Annotated in this window: 21 protein-coding genes and 1 pseudogene; 4 read left to right on the forward strand and 18 right to left on the reverse strand. The window is 65.6% G+C overall.

Going from position 1 to position 22,097, the window contains the following annotated elements; all coding sequences use genetic code 11:
* Positions 1–176 precede the first annotated feature (176 nt).
* Genes cpaB through F3I16_RS12085 form a run of 4 tightly spaced genes read right to left on the reverse strand, consistent with a single transcriptional unit; the run spans position 177 to position 3,052 of the window.
* Positions 177–974 (reverse strand): Flp pilus assembly protein CpaB, encoded by a 798-nt coding sequence (gene cpaB, locus F3I16_RS12070; RefSeq protein ID WP_160493855.1) that lies wholly within the window; start codon positions 972–974, stop codon positions 177–179.
* 12 nt (positions 975–986) lie between these two features.
* Positions 987–2,309, reverse strand: coding sequence for an AAA family ATPase (locus F3I16_RS12075; protein ID WP_160493856.1), 1,323 nt, complete (start codon positions 2,307–2,309; stop codon positions 987–989).
* 15 nt (positions 2,310–2,324) lie between these two features.
* On the reverse strand, positions 2,325–2,846 hold the full coding sequence (locus F3I16_RS12080) for a prepilin peptidase (RefSeq protein WP_160493857.1): 522 nt from the start codon (positions 2,844–2,846) through the stop codon (positions 2,325–2,327).
* Positions 2,847–2,857: 11 nt separating this feature from the next.
* On the reverse strand, positions 2,858–3,052 hold the full coding sequence (locus F3I16_RS12085; protein WP_160489678.1) for a Flp family type IVb pilin: 195 nt from the start codon (positions 3,050–3,052) through the stop codon (positions 2,858–2,860).
* A 288-nt stretch (positions 3,053–3,340) separates the two neighbouring features.
* On the opposite strand from F3I16_RS12085, the gene F3I16_RS12090 reads away from it, so the two are divergent.
* Entirely contained in the window at positions 3,341–4,252 is a 912-nt protein-coding gene (locus tag F3I16_RS12090; protein WP_160493858.1) for a helix-turn-helix transcriptional regulator, read from the forward strand.
* Positions 4,249–4,869 carry an isoprenylcysteine carboxylmethyltransferase family protein gene (locus F3I16_RS12095; protein WP_160493859.1) on the forward strand — a complete coding sequence of 207 codons (621 nt, stop codon included), beginning with the start codon at positions 4,249–4,251 and terminating at the stop codon, positions 4,867–4,869. The genes F3I16_RS12090 and F3I16_RS12095 overlap by 4 nt, the downstream gene beginning before the upstream one ends.
* 54 nt (positions 4,870–4,923) lie before the next feature.
* On the opposite strand, the gene ligA is transcribed toward F3I16_RS12095, so the two are convergent.
* From ligA to ccmA, 14 genes are all read right to left on the reverse strand, one after another.
* Positions 4,924–7,293 (reverse strand): NAD-dependent DNA ligase LigA, encoded by a 2,370-nt coding sequence (gene ligA / locus F3I16_RS12100; RefSeq protein WP_160493860.1) that lies wholly within the window; start codon positions 7,291–7,293, stop codon positions 4,924–4,926.
* 62 nt (positions 7,294–7,355) lie between these two features.
* Positions 7,356–8,168, reverse strand: coding sequence for a cell division protein ZipA (gene zipA / locus F3I16_RS12105; RefSeq protein WP_160493861.1), 813 nt, complete (start codon positions 8,166–8,168; stop codon positions 7,356–7,358).
* A gap of 192 nt (positions 8,169–8,360) precedes the next feature.
* Positions 8,361–11,849, reverse strand: a complete 3,489-nt coding sequence (gene smc / locus F3I16_RS12110) for a chromosome segregation protein SMC (RefSeq protein WP_160493862.1) — start codon at positions 11,847–11,849, stop codon at positions 8,361–8,363.
* A 327-nt stretch (positions 11,850–12,176) separates the two neighbouring features.
* Entirely contained in the window at positions 12,177–12,800 is a 624-nt protein-coding gene (locus F3I16_RS21025; RefSeq protein ID WP_178116666.1) for a hypothetical protein, read from the reverse strand.
* 70 nt (positions 12,801–12,870) lie between these two features.
* Positions 12,871–13,200, reverse strand: coding sequence for a hypothetical protein (locus F3I16_RS12115; RefSeq protein WP_160493863.1), 330 nt, complete (start codon positions 13,198–13,200; stop codon positions 12,871–12,873).
* On the reverse strand, positions 13,200–14,399 hold the full coding sequence (gene ccmI, locus F3I16_RS12120; RefSeq protein WP_160493864.1) for a c-type cytochrome biogenesis protein CcmI: 1,200 nt from the start codon (positions 14,397–14,399) through the stop codon (positions 13,200–13,202). The genes F3I16_RS12115 and ccmI overlap by 1 nt, the downstream gene beginning before the upstream one ends.
* Complete coding sequence (locus F3I16_RS12125; protein ID WP_021205089.1) at positions 14,396–14,878, reverse strand: cytochrome c-type biogenesis protein; 483 nt, start codon at positions 14,876–14,878, stop codon at positions 14,396–14,398. The genes ccmI and F3I16_RS12125 overlap by 4 nt, the downstream gene beginning before the upstream one ends.
* Entirely contained in the window at positions 14,875–15,408 is a 534-nt protein-coding gene (locus F3I16_RS12130; RefSeq protein ID WP_160493865.1) for a DsbE family thiol:disulfide interchange protein, read from the reverse strand. Before F3I16_RS12130 ends, F3I16_RS12125 begins: the two co-directional genes overlap by 4 nt.
* Entirely contained in the window at positions 15,405–17,378 is a 1,974-nt protein-coding gene (locus tag F3I16_RS12135) for a heme lyase CcmF/NrfE family subunit (RefSeq protein WP_160494034.1), read from the reverse strand. Before F3I16_RS12135 ends, F3I16_RS12130 begins: the two co-directional genes overlap by 4 nt.
* Positions 17,379–17,395: 17 nt before the next feature.
* Positions 17,396–17,848 carry a cytochrome c maturation protein CcmE gene (gene ccmE / locus F3I16_RS12140; RefSeq protein ID WP_160493866.1) on the reverse strand — a complete coding sequence of 151 codons (453 nt, stop codon included), beginning with the start codon at positions 17,846–17,848 and terminating at the stop codon, positions 17,396–17,398.
* On the reverse strand, positions 17,845–18,021 hold the full coding sequence (gene ccmD / locus F3I16_RS12145) for a heme exporter protein CcmD (protein ID WP_160493867.1): 177 nt from the start codon (positions 18,019–18,021) through the stop codon (positions 17,845–17,847). The genes ccmE and ccmD overlap by 4 nt, the downstream gene beginning before the upstream one ends.
* Entirely contained in the window at positions 18,018–18,773 is a 756-nt protein-coding gene (locus F3I16_RS12150; RefSeq protein WP_021205094.1) for a heme ABC transporter permease, read from the reverse strand. Before F3I16_RS12150 ends, ccmD begins: the two co-directional genes overlap by 4 nt.
* A 19-nt stretch (positions 18,774–18,792) precedes the next feature.
* The gene (gene ccmB / locus F3I16_RS12155) at positions 18,793–19,464 is read right to left on the reverse strand and encodes a heme exporter protein CcmB (RefSeq protein WP_160493868.1); all 672 of its coding nucleotides are present in this window, start codon (positions 19,462–19,464) and stop codon (positions 18,793–18,795) included.
* Positions 19,461–20,111, reverse strand: coding sequence for a cytochrome c biogenesis heme-transporting ATPase CcmA (gene ccmA / locus F3I16_RS12160; RefSeq protein WP_160493869.1), 651 nt, complete (start codon positions 20,109–20,111; stop codon positions 19,461–19,463). Before ccmA ends, ccmB begins: the two co-directional genes overlap by 4 nt.
* Positions 20,112–20,246: 135 nt before the next feature.
* Between ccmA and F3I16_RS12165 the strand changes: the two genes are divergently transcribed.
* Together F3I16_RS12165 and F3I16_RS12170 are read left to right on the forward strand one after the other, a co-directional pair.
* Positions 20,247–21,791, forward strand: a complete 1,545-nt coding sequence (locus tag F3I16_RS12165; RefSeq protein ID WP_160493870.1) for a flagellar hook-length control protein FliK — start codon at positions 20,247–20,249, stop codon at positions 21,789–21,791.
* A pseudogene (locus tag F3I16_RS12170) lies at positions 21,788–22,066 on the forward strand (EscU/YscU/HrcU family type III secretion system export apparatus switch protein); the annotation flags it as partial. The gene F3I16_RS12165 and the pseudogene F3I16_RS12170, both read left to right, overlap by 4 nt.
* Positions 22,067–22,097: the final 31 nt, after the last annotated feature.

A 22,097-nucleotide genomic window follows, 5' to 3' on the forward strand; every position in this document is an offset into this window, starting at 1 on the left:
AGCGCACTTACCGTCGACGACTGTAGCTCGGCGGCCGGCAAAGCCGACCACCAGAGGCAGGCGCCCAGCATTGCCAACATCGAACTAAGTACTCGAATGCTTCGCATGTCCCTCTCCTTATTGGAAGGTCGTCCACCTGCGGCTCGACGGTCTCCGTCGCTTTGCCCAGCAACCGTCTAGAGCTGTACCTTGGCTACATTCACCTGGGTGCCACGGATGATGGTCACGCCAGCGCCCGCCGATCCCTGCCGAACAACAGGTTTCGGTGCTGGCGCCGGGGCGGCCGGTTGGGCAGCAACCGGTTGCGGTTCGGGTTTCTTCTGGTTATCCAGGGGGTTGCGCAGCGCCAGCTGCAGGCGCCCCTCGGTCATGGCCTTGACTAGGGTTTCCGCCTCCTTGGGCGTCATTTCCAGGGTCACGGCACGTACCACCACAGGTTGGGTCTTGTCGGTACTGGCGGTCTGATCCACCGCCAGCACGCGCAGATCCTCAATGATGGTCTTCGACTCGGCGTTGTTGCTGTTACCGACCTTCTTGGTGGCCAGCACATCGACCCGGTTGCCCGGCAACAGGAAGCCCGCGACGCCAACCACATCGTCAACCCGTACCGACACCGCACGCTTATCCGTTTCGATCAGAGAAGCCAGGGTGCTGCCGCCCAGATGCTCGGCCAGGCGAGCCGCACGCAGGATGTCGCCCCGCAGGATGGGAAAAGTGGCGATCCTGCCCTGAACCTTTTCCGGTGCATCGAAGGCATCGTCGGGTGCACTGCCCTTGGTCATGCGCACCAAGGTGACATGCTGGGGCTCGATCATGGTGCCGAAGGGGATTTCCACCGCCGCCACCATCACGCTCTGCATGCCGTCATCGGACTGGGCATTGAGCCGTCCGCTCAACCAACTGTTGGCCATCCAAGCCGCCCCCAACCCTAGAATCAGAGAGAGCGCGATCAGTGTGAATGTTCGACCGCCCATAGCCGTATCTCCTCAGTCGTTTGCCTCGAGCTGAACGAAGTAGTTTCGCCAGGCCCATTCCAGTTCGGCGGGCGCCAGCGGCCCGTCACCTTCCAGATAGCGCTGCCGATCCTGCGCCATACCCAGCAGGTCGCGCGGATGACAGGCGGTCAGAGGCCTGCCCTCGGCCTCGTAGAGGCCTTGCAGCACGTAGCGCAGCAGCAGAGGATCGAAGGCAACGCCGAGGCGTTCGCACTCCTGCTGCCAGATGCGCTCGTAATCGGTGGGATTCAAGTAATCGAAGTGCAGCTTGTAGCCGATCCGCCGCAGGAAGGCCTCGTCGGCCAGACGCAGCGGATTGAGGTTGGTGGAAAACACCAGGATCAGGTCGAACGGCAGATCGCAATGCCGGCCGCCACCGAGATTGAGGTGGTCGCGCTTCTCCTCCATGGGCACTATCCAGCGGTTCAGCAACTCGGCCGGTTCCATACGCTGGCGCCCCAAGTCGTCGATGATGAACATGCCGTTGCTCGCCTTGAGCTGCAGCGGTGCCTGGTACTGGCGCGCGTAGGGGTCGTAGCGCACATCCAGCTGATCCATGCTGAGCTCACCGCCGGTGATCACTACCGGACGACGACAGCACAGCAGGCGCCGGTCGATGCCCTCATCCAGCAGCAGGCTGCGCGGCTTGCGCTCCTCGTCCACGCACTGATGGACTTGCGGGTCGTAGATCTCGATCACCGACTCGTTGATGGCGATGGCCCAAGGCACCCAGATGGTATCGCCGAACAGGCGGATCAGCCGGCTACTGATATAGGTCTTACCGGTGCCAGCCGGTCCGTAGATCATGATGGCCCGCCCGGAATTGAGCGACACGCCCAGTTGTTCGAGCATACCCTCAACCAGAACCACGCCCTGGTAAGCCTTGCGCATGTCGCGGGCAGTGATGCGGCCATGGTGCACGGTCTGCAGCTTCAGCAGCTCCCGGTAGCGCTCGACGGGAAAGGGGGCGGGCCCCAGGTAGCCACTGCGGGCCAGGGCATCGCGTGCCGCCTGCCGCCCACGTTCGGTCAGCCCGTAGCGCAACGCCTGGCCACCGGTCTGGCCCAGAATCTCGACGCGGCCATCCTTGCGCAGGAACTGCAGCACCTCCTCCAGCACGGCACCGGTCAGCGCCAGCCGCTCGACCAGGCGCGGCATGTCGAGTACGCCGGCGTCGTGCAGATGCTTGCAGAGCAGGTCGCTGAGAAAGTTTTCCGTCAGCCCGGTTTCACCGATGCTCTTCGGCTGGGGAGCCAGATGCTGGACGGGATCCCTGCCTAAGGGCTGGGTACTGCTGTCGCTGACGACGTACATTATTCGCGTCCTCTGCTAGCCGAGAAACGACCACGGGGCGGAAGGTTGCCAAAGCAGACTGGCAGCCGTTCCCGCCAGAATGGCTGCGGCAAAGGGAAAGGGTTGGCCGGCCACCTCATCGGCTGCCGGTGCCACGTAGAGGCGACTGCGCACCATCAACCAGTAGCGTTGCAAGGTCTGCCCGGCCTGGCCTCGCGCCAGGATCAGGCCAAAGCCGAGAAGGCCACCGGCCAGCAGGCTGAGGAGTGCGGCGAAGAGGGCCAGGTGCGGAGCCATGAAGCTGCCGACCATGGCCATCAGCTTCACGTCGCCGGCAGCCATGCCACCGAAGGCATAGAGAGGCAGAAAGACAACGGCACAGATCAACATACCCAACACTCCTGCACCAACCCCAGCCAACCCAGACAAATACGCCTGAAAAATCAGTCCTGCGGCCAGCCCCAAAAGGACCAGAAGGTTGGGAATGCGATGGCGCCATAGATCGCTCGCCACCGCGATTCCCAACAAGCCCAGCAAAACTGCTGTACTCCAGGACATTGCGCCTCCACTCAACCAGTCGGAGTACCGCCGATATCAGTTGTAATTCCATCAATAACCACGCCCACCTGAGTTCCCAACTCAGTGAACGCCAGCACCACCGCCGCAGCCACTAGGCTGCCAGCCACCGCGTACTCGACTGTCGTCAGCCCGTCCTCATCCCTGACGAACTGCAGCACCGAAGCCTTGATATCTTGCAGAGTCATTTCGCTCACCTCACTTCCACACATTGCCAGTTTCGGAAAGACCACCTCGGCGGTACCACTTTCCTCTCCGCCTAAGGCAACGCTAGCCCTGTCACAAAATTGTGGTTAGGAGTGTTTTGTCGATCACTAGGATTCTGTTGCAGCAGTGCAACAGCCCTGTAAAGAAAAAGAACAGGCCTACACCAAGATGTACAAAACGTAATTCGGTTATTCCGAATAACTCTTTTGCCAACGCCTAGCTTGGTCATACTGCAGAGACAATCCAGAGTCGTATCACAGGATCAGCCCATGATGTCCCGCATGAACAGGAAGCCCTTGTTACTGTGGATGGACCTTACACACGACCGCTCAACCGAAACACTCAGCGCTGAGTTCGTGCACAGCTGCGACTGCCGGTTGGCACGAGAGCCACGGCTAACAAGTCAACCGAACGAACGCCAACCCGACATGCTGTGCATGCACTTCGACCGGCCCGACGCGCTGGGCCTGAATCTGCTGCTGGAGCTCAAGCGCTCGGCCCCTTCGTTGCCGATCACCATGTTCACCGTGCAACACTCCGAGGAGCTGGCGGTTTGGGCGATGCGTTCGCGGGTCTGGGAGTACATGGTGCTGCCACTGCACAGTGGCGAGAAGGAGCGCTATCTCAGCGCAGTGGAGCAGCTCTGCCAGTTGCGCTGGCAGGAAGCCATGCATCCCAGCAAGCCGCAGATAGAGCACGGTATCCGACTGCCGGAAAGCATCTGCCAGACGCGCGACTACCAGAAGCAGAAAGTCTTGCACAAGGCCCTGTGCTACATAGAACAGCACTTTCGCGAGGGCATCGAGCAGAAGGTTCTAGCCCAGCACTGCGGCTTGACGCCATTCCGCTTGTGTCGGCTGTTCAAGGAAGAAGTTGGTGTGAGTTTCAGCGAATACCTGCTGCGCAAACGCATGCATTTCGCCCAGGAGCTACTGCGCAACAGCCAGCTGCCCATCACTAGCATCGGCTACGAAATCGGATTCAAGGATCCGTCCTATTTCACCCGCGCCTTCAAGCAGTGCTGCGGCCTCACTCCGAGTGACTACCGCCAGATGCAATGCTTGGGCAGCCACTTACCCGAAATAAAGCTGGCAGCACATGAGCTGCAGAGTTTCTCAGGCGGCGCCCAAAATAAGGAACGATGGGCAAGAGCAAGTACTGCCAATGAGACTGCACCATGAGCAAGGCACTACAACTACTGCAATCGCGCCAGGTCAACTTTCTCAGCGGCTTCGTATTGGCCGCGTTGTGGGCAGCCTTTGCCTACGTCCACATTCTGAAATTCCAGAAAACAGCAGAAGTTCCACTTCTGTTATTTTTTCTGGCCGAAACCTTGACCGCCCTATTCTTCCTTTTTCGCAGCACCCCACAGACAATTTCTTCCGACCCAAAGGACTGGCTGCTGGCCATCGGCGGCACCTTTCTCCCCTTACTGCTGCGCCCTGCCGCCTGGGGAATAGTTCCAGCAGCGAGCATTGCTCTGGTTGCTGGCGTAGGTATCCAGATACTCGCCCTGCTCTCGCTCAATCGCAGCTTCGCACTAGTTGCAGCAAAGCGCGAAATAAAAACTTCCTGGATGTACCGCATCGTGCGGCACCCCATCTATGCCAGCTATTTCCTGACCTTAACCGGCTATGTATTGACCAACACCACACTCCAGAACCTGGTCATCTATGCAACGACGCTGGCCTTTCTTTGCGCCCGAATATTCAAGGAAGAAAAACACCTAGCCCTAGATCCATCATACCGCCAATACATGCTTGACGTGCGCTACCGGCTCTTCCCATACATTTTCTAAGCCGTAATCGGGCGTCTCTTGGGCCCCTACGCAGGCTTATTCACTAATCGCTGATCAGGGTTCCAGGGCGGCAAGAGCCGCCAAGAACCCGTTTTCGTCCAGCACCCTGACGCCCAGCTCGCTGGCCTTGGCCAGCTTGGATCCGGCGCCAGGCCCGGCGACCACACAGGTGGTCTTGGCCGAGACCGAACCGGCCACCTTGGCTCCGAGCCCCTCCAGCTTTTCCTTGGCGACATCGCGGCTCATCACTTCCAGGGTGCCGGTCAGCACCCAGGTCTGCCCGGCCAGTGGCAGGCCGGCGAGCTGTTTCTTCTCGCTGCTCCAGTGCATGCCGAACGCCAGCAGCTGCGTCTCGATGGCGCCGGCCCTGGCGACGTTGCCTTCCACCGCGAAGAACTCGCGCAGCGACTGTTTGGCCTTCTCGTTGAGGCCCTTCATCACGCTCAGTTCCAGCCAGTCCTGACTGAGGGCGATGACCGCGGCCAGGCTGCCGGCCTTGTCGGCCAGGTTGCGCGCCCCGGTGGCGGCAATGAACGGGATGTTCAGGCGCTCGATGAACTCGCCTAGGGTGGCGCACGCGGCGAACTCGGCATGCAGCTCGCCCTCCTCCTGCAACTGCAGGCCGCGCTCCAGCAACAGGGCGATGACGTTGCGGTTGTGCGCGTCCTCGAAGAAGCTGTGAATCTCGTGGGCCACTTCGCCGCCGACATCCGGCAGCCAGGTCAGCACCTCGGGCAGGGCCACCTGGATGCGCGCCAGCGAGCCCAGGGCGCGAGCCAATAGTTTGGCGGTCTCCTCGCCGACATCGGGAATGCCCAGGGCGTAGATGAAGCGTGCCAGGGTCGGCCGCTTGCTCTCGGCAATCGCCGCCAGCAGGTTGCGCGTGGACAGGTCGGCAAAACCCTCCAGCACCACCACCTGCTCGTAGGTCAGGGTGTAAAGGTCGGCCGGCGAGGCGACCAGGCCGCTATCCACCAGCTGTTCGACGATCTTGTCGCCCAGGCCTTCGATGTCCAGGGCGCGGCGCGACACGTAGTGGATGATCGCCTGCTTAAGCTGGGCGCCGCAGGCCAGGCGGCCGACGCAGCGGTATACCGAGCCCTCGCTGAAGGTCTCCTTGCCCTTGCTGCGCTTGACCAGCTGGGTGCGCTCCACCGCCGAGCCGCAGACCGGGCACTGCTCGGGGATGTGCACCGGCCGCGCATCGGCCGGGCGGCGCTCGAGGACCACCTGCATGACCTGCGGGATCACGTCGCCGGCGCGGCGGATGATCACCGTATCACCGATCATCAGCCCGAGGCGCTGCACCTCGTCCATGTTGTGCAGGGTCGCGTTGGACACCATCACCCCGGCCACCTTGACCGGTTTCAGACGCGCCACCGGAGTCACCGCGCCGGTGCGGCCGACCTGGAACTCGACATCCAACAGTTCGGTCAGCTCCTCGCTGGCCGGGAACTTGTGGGCGATGGCCCAGCGCGGCTCGCGGGCACGGAAGCCCAGTTCACGCTGGTAGGCCAGGTCGTTGACCTTGAACACCACGCCGTCGATCTCGTAGGCCAGACTGGCGCGCCGCTCACCGATATCGCGGTAGTAGGCCAGGCACTGGTCGGCGCCCCTGACCAGTTTCAGCTCGCGGCTGATCGGCAGGCCCCAGACTTTCAGCTGCTGCAGGATGCCCACCTGGGTGGTTGGCAATTCGCCTTCGACCCGGCCGATGCCGTAGCAGCAGAACTCCAGCGGGCGACTGGCGGTGACCTTCGGATCGAGCTGGCGCAGGCTGCCGGCCGCCGCGTTGCGCGGGTTGGCGAAGGGCTTGCCGCCGCTTTCCAGCTGGCGGGCATTGAGTGCATCGAAGCCGGCCTTGGCCATGAACACTTCGCCACGCACTTCCAGCACGCTCGGCCAGCCCTCGCCCTGCAGCTTGAGCGGCAGGTTGCGGATGGTGCGCACGTTGCTGCTGATGTCCTCCCCGGTGCTGCCATCGCCGCGGGTGGCGCCGCGTACCAGCAGGCCGTTCTCGTACAGCAGGCTGACGGCCAGGCCGTCCAGTTTCGGCTCGCAGCAGTACTCGATCTCCGCGCCACCACCGAACAGGTCGCCGGTCGGTAGGTCCAGCCCCTCGCGCACGCGGCGGTCGAAATCGAGCAGATCGCTTTCCTCGAAGGCGTTGCCCAGGCTGAGCATCGGCACTTCATGCTTGACCTCGCCGAAGGCGCTGAGCGCCGCACCGCCGACCCGCTGGGTCGGCGAGTCGACGGTGACCAGCTCGGGATGCTGGTCTTCCAGGGCCTTGAGTTCGTTGAACAGGCGGTCGTACTCGGCATCCGGGATGCTCGGCTCATCCAGCACGTAGTAACGGTGGCTGTGCAGGTCCAGTTCGGCGCGCAGGGCGAGGATGCGGGCGGCGGGGGTGGCGTCGGTCATGGCGGGCGGTCTCTCAAACGAAAAGAGCAGCCGGGGCTGCTCTTTCTGTGTAACGGCGGCGATTAGCGCTTGTGGGTCAGCTTCTTGCGCTCGAACTCGGCGATGCGCTGGCGGTAATGCTCGATGGTCTGCGCGGTCATCACGCTGCGCTGGTCGTCCTTGAGCTCGCCGTTGAGTTCATGGGACAGCTTGCGCGCGGCGGCGACCATCACGTCGAAGGCCTGCTTCGGATGACGCGGCCCCGGCAGGCCGAGGAAGAAACTCACCCCGCGGGTGCTGAACAGCTCGATGTCGTCCAGGTCGAAGGTGCCCGGCTTGACCGCATTGGCCATGGAGAACAGCACTTCGCCGTTGCCGGCCATGCTTTCGTGACGGTGGAAGATGTCCATCTCGCCGAACCGCAGGCCGCTTTCCAGGATGTTCTGCAGCAGCGCCGGGCCATTGAAGACTTCGCCTTCGCGGGCCACCACGTTGATCACCAGCACTTCCTCGACCGGCAAGGCTTCCTTGGCCGGGCTCGGCTCAGGTTCGGGGCCATCGTCGACCGGGTTGAGCAGGGTCGGCACCGGTTCTTCGCTGTCGAGATTGAGGTCACCCTGCTGCGGCTCGATGTTGCGCCGGCGATTGAGCTCGGTGGCGCTCATCGACGGCATGTCTTCTTCGCTGAGGCCCGGCTCGCGCTTGCGGTCCAGCACCCGCGGCGGGCTGAGCAGATCCGGGTCGGAATCGTCGTCCGGCAGGTTGCTGAAGCTATGGTCCAGCTTGAATTTCAGTTTGCCCTTGCCGCCCCGCATGCGCCGCCAGCCATCGAACAGAATGCCGGCGATAACGATGATGCCGATGACGATCAGCCATTCGCGCAGACCGATTTCCATGAATTTCTCGAACCCCTGAACCAGTAAATATGATGATGAAGAAAGGGCTTCCTGCCCCCTGAAAAACGCGGACAGCTGTATGTTCTTACAGGTATTTTCCGCGTATAACAAAATTGAGGCCTAAGCTAGCACGACGAACGGTAAATGTGCACCGTTAGCAGGCAATCTCGGCCATATCACTCTATCTCGCCGCTAGGCCTCGACCAGCGACAGCGCCTCCTCCACGTCCACCGCCACCAGGCGCGAGCATCCCGGCTCGTGCATGGTAACCCCCATCAGCTGATCGGCCATTTCCATGGCGATCTTGTTGTGGGTGATGTAGATGAACTGCACGGTCTCCGACATCTCCTTGACCAGCCGCGCATAGCGACCGACGTTGGCGTCGTCCAGCGGCGCGTCCACTTCGTCGAGCATGCAGAACGGCGCCGGGTTGAGCTTGAAGATGGCGAACACCAGGGCCAGTGCGGTGAGCGCCTTTTCCCCGCCGGAGAGCAGGTGGATGGTGCTGTTCTTCTTGCCCGGCGGCCGCGCCATGATCGCCACGCCGGTATCCAGCAAGTCCTCGCCGGTCAGCTCCAGGTAGGCATGGCCGCCGCCGAAAACCTTGGGGAACAGCGCCTGCAGGCCGGCGTTGATCTGGTCGAAGGTGTCCTTGAAGCGGTTGCGGGTTTCCTTGTCGATCTTGCGGATGACGTTTTCCAGGGTGTCCAGTGCCTCGACCAGGTCGGCGTTCTGCGCATCCAGGTAGCGCTTGCGCTCGGACTGCTGCTGGTACTCGTCGATGGCCGCCAGGTTGATCGGCCCGAGGCGCTGGATCCGTGCGGCCAGGCGCTCCAGCTCCTCTTCCCAGGCCTTCTCGCTGGCCTCGCTCGGCAGGCTGGCGAGCACGCCGTGCAGGTCGTAGCCGTCCTCCAGCAGCTGATCCTGCAGGGCCTTGCGCCGTACGCTGAGTTCCTGCCAGCCCATGCGCTGCTGCTCCAGCTGGCTGCGCAGCAACTGCGACTGCTGCTCGGCCTGGGTGCGGCGCTTCTCGGCGTCGCGCAGTTCGCGGTCGGCGTCTTCCAGGGCCAGGCGCGCCAGCTTGAGTTCGTCCTCGACGCCCATGCGCTTGTCGAGCAGCTCTTCCAGCTTGATGCGCAACTCTTCCAGCGGTGCCTCGCCCTCCTCCAGGTTGAGGCTGAGCTGCTCGCGGCGCTCGATGGCGCGCTCGAACTGCAGCTCCAGGCGTTCCAGGGCCTGGCGGGTGGATTCGTGCTGGGCGCGGATACTGCCCAGGCGCACGGCCAGCTGATGGGCATGGTCCTTGTGCGCCCGGGCCTCCTGGCGCATGCGGTCGAGGCGTTCACGCAGCTGGTCACGGCTGACCAACAGCTGTTCGCGCTGTTCGGTGTCGATGGCCATGGCATCCAGGGCCTCCTGCAGGATCAGGCGGGCCTCGCCCAGCTGCTCCTGCTCCAGTTCGCGCTGTTCGGCCAGCTCCGTCAGCTCGCCGTCCAGGCGGCGCCGACGCAGGGTCAGCTGCTCGGCCTTGGCCTGGCCGGCGGACAGTTGCGCCTTCAGCTCGCCCTGGCGGCGGGCCTGTTCCTGCACCAGGCGGCGCTGCTGCTCGCGGGCGTCCTCCTGCTGGCGCTGGCCGGCCTGCAGCTGCAGCAGGCGCTCGTCCAGGTCGGCCAGTGCCGCTTCGCGTTCTTCGCGCTCCAGGCCCAGGCGTTCCAGCTCCTGGCCGCGGGCCAGTACGCCGCTCTCGGCGGCACTGGCGCGGCGCACGCGGAGGAAATGCCGGCCGACCCAGTAGCCATCGCGGCTGATCAGGCTTTCGTCCTGGGCCAGCTGGCTACGCTGGGCCAAGGCCTCGCCGAGACTCTCCACCGGGCGCACCTTGGCCAGCCAGGGCGCCAGATCGAAGCCGGCCTCGACCTTGTCCAGCAGGCTACCGGCCACTCGCGCACCGCCGGATTGCGGGTTGACCAGGCGCAGCTCGCCCTGGTCGAAGCCTGCCAGGTCGAGCCCATTGAAATCATCCAGCAGCACCGCCTGCAGGTCGGCGCCCAGCACGGTTTCCACCGCCAGCTCCCAGCCGGCCTCCACGCGCAGGCCCTCGGCCAGGCGCGGACGATGGTTCAGCTGCTGCTCGCGCAGCCATTCGGCGGCGCCCTTGCCCGGGTTCAGCGCCGCTTGCTGCAGGGCTTCCAGGGAGACGATGCGGCCGTTCAGGCGCTGCAGTTCGCCCTGGGCCTGCTGCTGCGCCTGGGTGGCCTGGCGCAGTTCGCCACGCAGCTGTTCGAGCCGCTCGACCAGGCCTTCTTCGGCGGCCTGTAGCTCTTCGAGGTTCAGCTCGCTGGCGGCCAGCTGCTCGGACAGTTCGAGAATCGCCGCGTCTTCCGGATCGGCCGCCAGTTGCGCCAGCTCCTCGGCCAGCCGGCGCTGGCGCTCGGCCAGGCGCTCCAGGCTCTGTTCCAGCTGCTGGCTGCGCGACTGCTGCACTTCGGCCTGGCGGCGCGGCTCGGCGCTGCGCTGGTTGAAGCTGTCCCAGCGCTCCTGCCAGCCATGCATGGCGCCTTCGGCCTCTTCCAGGCCGGCGGCGGACTCCTCGGCCGCCGCCGCGGTCAGTTCCTGCTCGGGTTCGAGCATGGCCAGCTCTTCACCCAGGGTGGCCAGCAGGGTGCGGTCGTGGCCCAGGTGCGATTCGGTCTCCAGGCGCGCGCGCTCGGCCTCGTTGAGGTCGTCCTGCAACTGGCGCAGGCGTTGCTGGCCGTGCTGGATGCTCTGCTCGACCCGGGCGATATCGCCGCCCACCGAGTAGAAGCGCCCCTGCACCTGGTTGAAGCGCTCGGACAACTCGTGGTGGCCGTCGCGAAGACGCTCGATGCTGGCGTCGGCATTGCGCTGCTCGGCCACCAGGGCCTCGAAGGCCACTTCCTGGTCGCCGATCACCCGCTCGCGGCTGCCGACCTGCTCGTTCAGCGCCTGCCAGCGCAGGGCCGACAGCTGGGCCTTGAGCTGGCGTTCCTCGGCCTTGTATTCCTGGTACTTCTCGGCCGACTGGGCCTGGCGGTGCAGGCGTTCGAGCTGACGCTCCAGCTCTTCGCGCAGGTCGGTCAGGCGCGCCAGGTTCTCGTGGGTGCGGCGGATGCGGCTCTCGGTCTCGCGGCGGCGCTCCTTGTACTTGGAGATGCCGGCGGCTTCCTCGATGAAGTTGCGCAGGTCCTCGGGCTTGGCCTCGATCAGCTTGCTGATCATGCCCTGCTCGATGATCGAGTAGCTGCGCGGGCCCAGGCCGGTGCCGAGGAAGATGTCGGTGATATCGCGGCGACGGCACTTCACGCCGTTGAGGAAATAGGTGTTCTGGCTGTCGCGGGTGACCCGGCGGCGGATGGATATCTCGGCGAAGGCCGAATATTCGCCCGTCAGGCTGCCGTCGGAGTTGTCGAAGATCAGCTCGATGGAGGCCTGGGTCACCGGCTTGCGCGTGTTGGAGCCGTTGAAGATGACGTCGGTCATCGACTCGCCGCGAAGGTTCTTCGCCGAACTCTCGCCCATCACCCAGCGCACGGCGTCGATGATGTTGGATTTGCCGCAGCCGTTGGGCCCGACCACCGCCGCCATATTGCTCGGAAAACTGACGGTCGTGGGGTCGACGAAGGACTTGAAGCCGGCCAGCTTGATGCACTTCAGGCGCATGCCACGACCTCTGCCGGGGTAAGCCCGGAAGACTGCAGAGCGCGGCTGTCCGCTGCCGTGAAGGTCATGTTTTTCCTTGGAATTCGGGGGTGACACGCAAGATCGGCGGAGTTTACCACAGGGTATTTGCCGGCCAAGACTGCCGTTTGCCGGCCAGTGGCGCCAGCCCCTGCGAGGTGCAAACCCGCGCCAGCCGCCTGGCTACGGCAGCCCTGGATCTAACCGACGCGGTAAATAGCGGCTTTTTTGCGGTAGACCGGCAAACAGCGACGGAGGTCCGTGGATCGCCGTCGGCTCATCCGGGTGTTTCCAGTGCTGCGCCGGGCGCTAGCCCTGGGACTGGCCGCGCCGGTTCTGGCTTTGGTCCTTGCCCGACGACTGGCCATGCGCCTGTTTGCCCTGACCACCCTGGGCGGAGGATGGCGGGCCGCCCTTGCCACCACCCGACTGGGGCTGATAGTGCGGCTGACCTTGCTGACCCGATTGCTTGTACTGACCTTGCTGACGTTGCTGGCCTTGGTAGTTCTGCTGACGTTGCTGACCCTGGTAGTTCTGCTGGTCTTGCTGGCCCTGCGGAACGCGCCACTGTTCCTGGCCAGGGCCGGAGTCATGGCGACCCGAGCCGCCCTGCCCACCCTTGGAGCCGGGATGCGGATGCTCGCGGTACAGACCCGGCGGCATGCTTCTGTGGCCCTGCGGCTGCCAGGGGCCGCCGTGATGGTCGCCCCAGTACCAGCCATGATCGTCCCAGCGGTAATAAATCCGATCGCGAAAATACAGACGCGGATAGCCGATGCTCACATACACATCGAGGTCATCGTCCCAGCGCCACTGGCCATAGGGCGGCGGCACATGGTGGGGGTGGCCATAGCCATAGCCGTCCCCCAGGCTCAGGGTGCAAGCCGACACCGGCAACAGCAGGGCAAACACAAGCAACGCACGCCGATACATGATGACGATCTCGATTGAAAGGCTACGTGAAGTTGGACAGCGCGCCAGCGGCCAGGTTGCAGGTGCCCCGTCACGGGCGGGCGTAGCGCTGTCCCAGGCCCGCCGGCACACCGCTGCTGTCGGTCGCCTGCCAGGGCCCTTGCGGGTTGCTCGCCCAACTCCAGCCATCGTTCCAGCGGTAATAGGTGCGGTCGCGGTAGTACAGGTTGCGACCACCCTTGAGCACATAGACGCCCAGGCGCCCGTCCCAGTAGCTGTTGCCCACCGGTGGCGGGGCGAAGCGCGGATGGGTCTGGGTCTGCGCCTGCGGCGCGGCGGGCGGCGACGGCGGACGCGTGGCGTTCAGGCTGCAGCCGCCGAGCAACAACAGCACCAGCCAGGCATGGCGAACAGCGCTCATCATTTGGCCTGATCGGCACTGTCGATGATCAGCTGCTGGCGTTCCTGGGTGCTGCTGGGGATCGGCTGGCCACGACCGATCCATTCCCCGGCCGTGGCATTGCCGGCGCGCGAGACCCGCGCCACCAGTTGCACCTCGGGGAAGCTGGAGATCTTCAGCTGCGCCATCATCGCGTCGCTGTCGCTCAGCTCGACCTCGACCGGCAGGTCGGCCACGGTCATGCGCTTGACCGCCAGCGGCATCGGCGGGCCCGAGGCCGCGCGGGCGAAGACGAATACGCTGTCGCCTGGCTGCACCTTGCCCTGCAGGGCAGGCGCCAGTTCGACGCGCACCTTGAGCACCGGCATGGCCTTGGTCACGGCCTCGGGCACGGGCTGGCCCGCCGCCTGCAGGTTCTCGCGGGCCCGTTCGATGCCGACCTGGATCGAGGCGCGCGCCGGGTCTTGCGCCGGCATCTGGTCGACCAGGCGCTGCCAATAGGTGATCGCCTCGGCGAAACGCTCGCCTTCGAAGGCGGCGATACCGAGCAGGCCGAGGCTGGTGGCCTCCTGCGGGTCGGCCTTGAGCGCCTCGTCGGTCAGCGCCTGCAACTGCGCCGACCACTGCTTGTTGCCGGCGAAGTACAGCGCCTGGGCCCACTGGCCGAGCAGCTCCGGCGGGCGCCCGGCCAGCACGGCCGCGCGCTCGTAGGCGCTGGCCGCATCGCCGGCGCGTTCCTGGGCCATGTAGATGCGCCCGAGGAAGTACCAGGACTCGGCAGACTTAGGATCGGCCTCGACGGCACGCTCCAGCTTCGCGGTCATTTCACCGATGCTCGGCTGGCGCTGGTCGCCCAGTTCGGCCAGCTGCTGGCTGGCCCCCCAGTGCATGTACAGGCCCAGGCCGGCAAACGGCACCAGCAGGGCGGCGATCAGCGGCAGCGCCTTGCCCAGGCGCGCCGCGCCAGCACCCTCGCTGCCTTCGGTATCGGCCAGCAGTTCGCGTGCGGCCTCGGCCTGCCCGGCCTGCAGCTGCTCGGCGGTCAGCACGCCGGCGGCCTGCTGGCCCTGCAGTTCGGCCAGGCGTTCCTGGTACAGGGCGACGTTGAGAGCGGTGCGATCCTCCTCGGCCTGGGCCTTGCGCCCACGCAATACCGGGATCAGCAGGAAAGCCAGGGCGACCAGCAACAGCAGGCCGGCAGCGAGCCAGAATTCGATCATTTGGGGTCCTGGGAATTTTGCTGAAGCAGCGTCTGCAGACGCTGGTTTTCACTGGCCGACAAGGCGACCTGCGCGGGATTGTTTTCCACCTTGCGCCGACGCAGCACCAGCACCACGAGGCCCAGCGCGCCCAGGCCGAGCAAGGCGAACGGACCGTACCAGAGCAGGTAGGTGCGGGTATCCACCGGCGGCTTGTAGAGCACGAAGTCGCCATAGCGCAGCACCAGGAAATCGACGATCTCGGCGTTGCTCTTGCCCTCCTCCAGCATGCGGAAGATTTCCCGGCGCAGGTCGGTGGCGATCGGCGCGTTGGAGTCGGCGATGTTCTGGTTCTGGCACTTGGGGCAGCGCAGCTCCGCGGTGAGGCTGCGGAAACGCTCGCGCTCGGCCTCGTCCTTGAACTGGTAGGTGTCGATGGCGGCCCGGGTCATGCCGACCAGGCTCAGGCCGAGCAGACAGGCGATCAGCAGACGCTTCACGGCTTCTCCTCCAGCAGGGCCTGGTAGCGCGGCGCCAGCTCCTTGCGCCAGACACCCTCGTCGATGGCACCGACGTACTTGTGACGGATGATGCCCTGGGCGTCGATCAGGAAGGTTTCCGGAGCGCCGTAGACGCCCAGGTTGATGCCCAGCGAGCCCTGCGGGTCGGCCACGTTGACCTGATAGGGGTCGAGGTAGTCCTGCAGCCACTGGCGCGCGGCCGCGCCGTCATCCTTGTAGTTGACCCCGTGGATCACCACACCGGCCTTGGCCAGGCGATTGAGCATCTGGTGCTCGGCCTTGCAGGTCGGGCACCAGGTGGCCCAGACGTTGACCAGTGCCGGGCCCTTGAGGTCCTTCTCGGTGATCAGGCGCTGCTCGTTCTTCAGGTCCGGCAGGCTGAAGGCCGGCAGCGGCTTGTCGATCAGCGCCGAGGGCAGCTCCTGCGGATTGAGGTACAGGCCGCGGTAGAGAAACAGCGCAATGCCGAGGAACAGCAGCAGCGGCAACACCAGGATCAGACGCTTCATGCCGCCACCCCATTGAGGCCCAGCGCCTCACGCACGCGGGTCTTGACCTTGACCCGGTAGCGCGGATCGAAGGCCGCCAGCAGGCCGCCGAAGCCCATCATCAGGCCGCCAAACCAGATCCAGCGCACGTAGGGCTTGATGTGCACGCGCACGGCCCAGGCGCCGTCTTCCAGCGGCTCGCCGAGGGCCACGTAGAGGTCGCGGGTGAGGCCGGCGTCGATGCCGGCCTCGGTCATCGGCATGTTCTGCACGCTGTACAGGCGCTTCTCCGGATGCAGCAGGGCCACTTCCTCGCCGTCTTCCAGCACGCGGATGCTGCCCTTGTCCGAGGTGAAGTTGGGCCCCTCGAAATGCTCGGCGCCCTCGAAGACGAAGCGGTAGCCGCCCAGTTCCAGCGATTCGCCGGGGGCCAGGCGCAGGTCGCGCTCGGCGCTGCCCTGGCTGACCAGCACCACGCCGATGGCGCAGACGGCGATACCCAGGTGTGCCAGCTGCATGCCCCAGTAGCTGCTGTTGAGGCCCAGGATGCCCCTGACCAGGCCCTTGTGCCGGGTCTTGTCGAGCAGGTCGCGCACGCCGGCCAGCAGCACCCAGGCCGCCAGCAGGAATACCGCCAGCACCGCCCAGTTGAAGTCGCCGAACAGCCAGGTAGCCAGACCACCCAGCGCGGCGCTGCCGAGCAGTACCGGGGTGAGCATGCCGAGCAGCCACTGCAGCGGGGTGTCCTTCCAGCGCACCAGCACGCCGACCGCCATCACCAGCATCAGCAGGGCCATCAACGGCACGAACAGCGCGTTGAAATACGGCGGGCCGACCGACAGCTTGGCGCCGCTGAGGGCATCCAGCACCAGCGGGTAGAGGGTGCCCAGCAGGATCATCGAGGCGGCCACCACCAGCACCAGGTTATTGGCCAGCAGCAGGGTCTCGCGCGACCACAGGGCGAAGCCGACCTGGCTCTTGACCACCGGCGCACGCACGGCGAACAGGGTCAGCGAACCGCCAACCACCAGCAGCAGGAAGGCCAGGATGAACACCCCGCGCTCCGGATCGGTGGCGAAGGCGTGCACCGAGGTCAGCACCCCGGAACGCACCAGGAAGGTGCCGAGCAGGCTCAGGGAAAACGCGGCGATGGCCAGCAGCACGGTCCAGCTCTTGAACACGCCGCGTTTCTCGGTCACCGCCAGCGAGTGGATCAGCGCGGTGCCGACCAGCCAGGGCATGAACGAGGCGTTCTCCACCGGGTCCCAGAACCACCAGCCGCCCCAGCCCAGTTCGTAGTAGGCCCACCAGGAGCCCAGGGCGATGCCGATGCCGAGGAAGGCCCAGGCGATGATGGTCCACGGCCGCGACCAGCGCGCCCAGGCCGCATCCAGCTTGCCGCCGAGCAGCGCGGCGATGGCGAAGGCGAAGGCCACGGAGAAGCCGACATAGCCCATGTACAGCATCGGCGGATGGACGATCAGGCCGATGTCCTGCAGCAGCGGGTTGAGGTCGCGGCCGTCCTGCGGCATGTCCGGCAGCAGGCGCTCGAAGGGGTTGGAGGTGACGATCAAAAACAGCAGGAAGCCGATGCTGATCATGCCCATCACCGCCAGCACGCGGGCCAGCATCACTTCCGGCAACTGGCGGGAGAAGATCGACACGGCGAAGGTCCAGCCACCGAGGATCAGCGCCCACAGCAGCAGCGAACCCTCGTGGGCGCCCCACACGGCGCTGAACTTGTAGTACCAGGGCAAGGCGCTGTTGGAGTTGCTGGCCACGTAGGCGACGGAGAAGTCGTCGACCATGAACGACCAGGTCAGGCAGGCGAAGGCGAACAGCAGGAAGGCGAACTGACCCCAGGCGGCAGGCTGCGCCAGGCTCATCCACTGGCGATCGCCACGCCAGGCGCCGACCAGCGGCAGGCTGGCCTGGACCAGGGCCAGGCACAGGGCGAGGATCAGCGCCAGGTGGCCCAGCTCGGGTACGATCAGATTCAGGTTCATGCTCAACCCTCGCTCTTGCCGGGTTGCAGCTGACCACTATCCTTCAGCGCCTTGGTCACTTCCGGCGGCATGTAGTTCTCGTCGTGCTTGGCCAGCACTTCGTCGGCGATCAGCACGCCGTCGGCATTCAGCTTGCCCAGGGCGACGATGCCCTGCCCTTCGCGGAACAGGTCCGGGAGGATGCCGCGGTAGCGGATGGTCACGTTCTTGGCGAAGTCGGTGACCACGAACTCGACGTCCAGCGAGTCGCCGCTGCGCTTGAGCGAGCCCTCGGCGACCATGCCGCCGGCACGGATGCGCGCGTCCTGCGGCGCCTCGCCATTGGCGATCTGCGTCGGCGTGTAGAACAGGTTGATGTTCTGGTTCAGCGCCATCAGCGCCAAGCCCACGGCGATGCCGGCACCGACCAGGATGGCGAGGACGATATACAGGCGTTTCTTGCGGACCGCGTTCACTGTTGTCTCTCCCGGCGCAAACGGCGCGCCTCGTCTTGCAGGTAACGCCGCCGTGCCACGATCGGCAAGGCTACGTTGAGGGCCAGTACGGCGATGCCGATGGCATAGGATGACCAGACATAGGGGCCATGGCTGCCCATGGCGAGGAACTCGGCAAACGAGGCGAAACTCATGCCCTGCCCTCCGCCAGACGGGTCACTTCGGCCTTGGCCCAGCTGCTGCGGGACTCACGCTTGAGCACTTCCAGGCGCATGCGCAGCAGCAGTACCGCGCCGAGGAAGCAATAGAAACCCAGCACCGAGATCAGCAGCGGCAGCCACATTTCCGCACTCATGCTGGCCTTGCCGGTGACCTTGAACGTGGCCGGTTGGTGCAGGGTGTTCCACCATTCCACTGACTTCTGGATGATCGGAATGTTCACCGCCCCGACCAGGGCCAGCACCGCGCAGGCCTTGGCCGCGCTGTCGCGGTTGCTGATGGCGCTGCCCAGGGCGATCACGCCGAAATAGAGGAACAGCAGGATCAGCATCGAGGTCAGCCGCGCGTCCCAGATCCAGTAGGTGCCCCAGGTCGGCTTGCCCCAGATGGCGCCGGTGACCAGGGCGATGAAGCACAGCCAGGCGCCGATCGGCGCGGCCTGCTGCAGGGCCACGTCGGCCAGCTTCATCTTCCAGATCAGGCCCACGGCACCGGCCACCGCCATCAGCAGGTAGCAGGACTGGGCGAGGAAGGCCGCCGGCACATGGATATAGATGATCCGGTAGCTGTTGCCCTGGTATTTCTCCGGCGGGGCGAAGGCCAGGCCCCAGACCAGGCCGACCACCAGCAGCAGCGCGGCGGCCACGGCCAGCCACGGCAGCCAGCGCCCGCTCATCTCGTAGAACCACTTGGGAGAGCCCCACTTGTGAAACCAGGTCCAGTTCATCTTCACGGTAACTCTGTAGTTATTCGCCAACGCTGATCTTCAGGCCAGCGGCAATTGCAAAAGGAGTCAGGGTGACCGCCATGGCGGTCAGGCTGGCCAGCCACAACAGGTGGCCGGCCACCGGCAATCCTTGCAGCGTCGCCTGCAGTGCCCCGCTGCCGAGGATCAATACCGGGATATACAGCGGCAGGATCAACAGGGCCAGCAGCAGGCCGCCACGCTTGAGGCCGACGGTCAGCGCCGCCCCCACCGCGCCGAGCAGGCTCAACACCGGCGTCCCCAGCAGCAGCGAAAGCAGCAGCACCGGCACGCATCGCGACGGCAAGCCGAGCATCAGCGCCAGCAACGGCGACAGGACGACCAGCGCCAATCCGGAAAAAGTCCAGTGTGCCAGCACCTTGGCCAACACCAGAAGAGGCAGGGGGTGCGACGAAAGGACCCACTGTTCCAAAGAACCATCCTCGAAATCGCTGCGGAACAGACCATCCAGCGAGAGCAGCACCGCCAGCAACGCCGCGACCCAGACCAGCCCCGGCGACAGGGTCTGCAGCAGTTTCGACTCGGGCCCCACGGCCAGCGGGAACAGGGCGATGACGATGGCGAAGAACACCAAAGGATTAGCCAGCTCGGCCGGACGGCGGAACAGCAGGCGCGCTTCGCGGGCAACCAGTTGCAGGAATACGCTGCTCATGGCGTCGCTCGTCCGAGGTCGAGTTCGCGGTAGCCGGAAGGCTTCTCGGCGAGGTTGTGGTGGGTGGTCAGCACGATGATCCCGCCCTGCTCGCAATGGCGCGCCAGGTGGCTTTCCAGCTGGGCCACGCCCTGCTTGTCGAGGGCAGTGAAGGGTTCGTCGAGAATCCACAGCGGCGGCGCATCTAGGTGCAGGCGGGCCAGCGCCACGCGGCGCTGCTGGCCGGCGGACAGGGTGTGGCAGGGCACGTCCTCGAAGCCGGCCAGGCCGACCGCCGCCAGCGCCCGCCAGATGGCCTCGCGCGAGGCCGGGCAATGCAGGGCGCAGAGCCAGGCGAGGTTTTCCTCGGCAGTCAGCAGGCCCTTGATCCCGGCGGCATGACCGATCCACACCAGGCTGCGGCCCAGTTCGCCATGCTGGCGGGCCAGCGCCTTGCCATTGAGCAGCACCTCGCCGGCGGTGGGCTGCATCAGCCCGGCCAGCAGGCGCAGCAGGCTGGTCTTGCCGCTGCCATTGGGGCCGCTGACCTGCAGCAGGGTGCCGGCCGACAGGCGCAGATCGAGGCCGTCGAACAGCAGGCGCCAATCCCGCTCACAGGCGAGGTTGCGGGCTTCAAGAAGCAGACTGGTCACGGCATGGCTACCCATCGGGGGTTCAAGTCGGCAATATCCCGGCCGCTATACTGACGCAAGTAAACTGCACAGCCGGCCCGAACGGGGCGGCATTATACATGCCGGGCTCCGCCCTCGAAGCCGGCTTTTTCGACAGGGTGTAACCCGGCAATGGCAGAAATCAGCAGCCCTCGCCCGCTTCCGGCAACGCCGCCGCCCAGCCGCCCGCTGCCGCCCAGCGCCGACCTCGCGGTGAAGCTGCTGCAGCCGCTGGAAGGCCTGCTCGGCACCGGGCAGACCGCCAAGGCCGAAGTGCTGGCGCTCAAGGAAGTGGCGCAGAGCTTTCACCTGCTGCTCAAGCTGACCCTGGACAACGGCAAGCAGACCACCCTGGAGGCCAGCAGCTCACGGCCCCTGGCCCAGGGCACCGCTCTGGCCGTGACCGCCCTGTCGGACACCCGCCTGGCCCTCGCCCTGCAGACCGGCAACAGCAAGGTGCTGACCAGCCTCGACCTGCAGCAGCTGCCGGTCGGCACCCTGCTGCAGGGCAAGGTCGAGGCCCGCGAACAGCTGGTGCAGACCAAGGCACAACAGACGGTCTACAAGGTCCTGGTCAACCTGCTCAACACCCCGCTGGCCGGCAGCAAGCTCAGCGTGGAAACCCCGCTGCCGCTGCCCATCGGCAGCCTGCTCAGCGCCCAGGTGCAGGGCAGCCAGGCGCTCAGCTTCCTGCCGCTCAGCGGGCGCCTCGATCAGCTGGTGCTCGGCCAGCAGCTGGCCGCCCAGCAGGGGCGCCAGGGCTCCCTGGAAGGCCTATTCAAAGGCCTGCAGGGCCTGAGCCAGCAGAGCGGCCTGCCGGACGAGCTGCGCGGCAGCATCGACAAGCTGCTCGGCCTGCTGCCCGAAGGCGGGCAACTGGGCACCGCCAAGGGCCTGGCCCAGGCCCTGGAAAACAGCGGTCTGTTCCTCGAAGCCAAGCTGCTCGGCGGCCAGACCGCCAGCCTGCCCCAGGACCTCAAGGCCAACCTGCTGCGCCTGGTCGCCCAGCTGCTGCCCAACCTGCCCGGCGCCGCCCTGCCGCCTGGCGGGGCGGCCGCCACCGCGCTGGCCCAGGCCCTGCCGGCCTTCGTGCGCAATGCCCTGGGCAACCTGACCCAGGCCAACCTGCGCCAGCAGGGCCTGAGCTTCCCCCTGCCCGCGCGCCTGCTGCAGTCGCTGGAAGGCGAAGGCGATCTCGAAGCCCTGCTCAAGCTGGCCGCCGCGGCGGTATCCCGGCTGCAAACCCACCAGCTGTCGAGCCTGGCCCAGACCCAGGTCACGGCCGAAGGCTACCTGCAGACCACCTGGCAGCTGGAGCTGCCGATGCGCAACCAGCAGGACATCGTGCCGCTGCAGATCAAGCTGCAGCGCGAGGAGCCCAACAACGCCGGCAAGCAGGAGCAGAAGGAACTGCTCTGGCGCGTCGAGCTGGCCTTCGACCTGGAACCCCTGGGGCCGCTGCAGGTGCAGGCGCAGCTGATTCGCGGCAGCCTGTCCAGCCAGCTATGGGCCGAGCGCTCGAACACCGCCGAGCTGATCGATCACGAACTGGGCCACCTGCGCGAGCGCCTGCTCGCCGCCGGGCTGGACGTCGGCGAGCTGGCCTGCCGCCAGGGCATGCCGGTCCAGGGTCCGAAAACCCAGCTGGAACAACGCTGGGTGGATGAAACCGCATGAAGAAGCAACCTCCCCGCCAGGCCATTGCCCTTTCCTACGACGGCAGCCACGCCCCCAGCCTGACCGCCAAGGGCGACGACGAACTGGCCGAGGCCATCCTCGCACTCGCCCGCGAATACGAAGTGCCGATCTACGAGAATGCCGAACTGGTGCGCCTGCTGGCACGCATGGAGCTGGGCGATGCGATCCCCGAGCCGCTGTACCGCAGCATCGCCGAGATCATTGCCTTTGCCTGGTACCTCAAGGGCAAGTGCCCGCCCGGCTTTGACCAGGACCGCGACATCACCCCGCCCCGCGCACTGCTCA

Origin of the sequence: Pseudomonas sp. L-22-4S-12 (assembly GCF_009799935.1) — a bacterium.
Lineage (GTDB): Bacteria > Pseudomonadota > Gammaproteobacteria > Pseudomonadales > Pseudomonadaceae > Aquipseudomonas.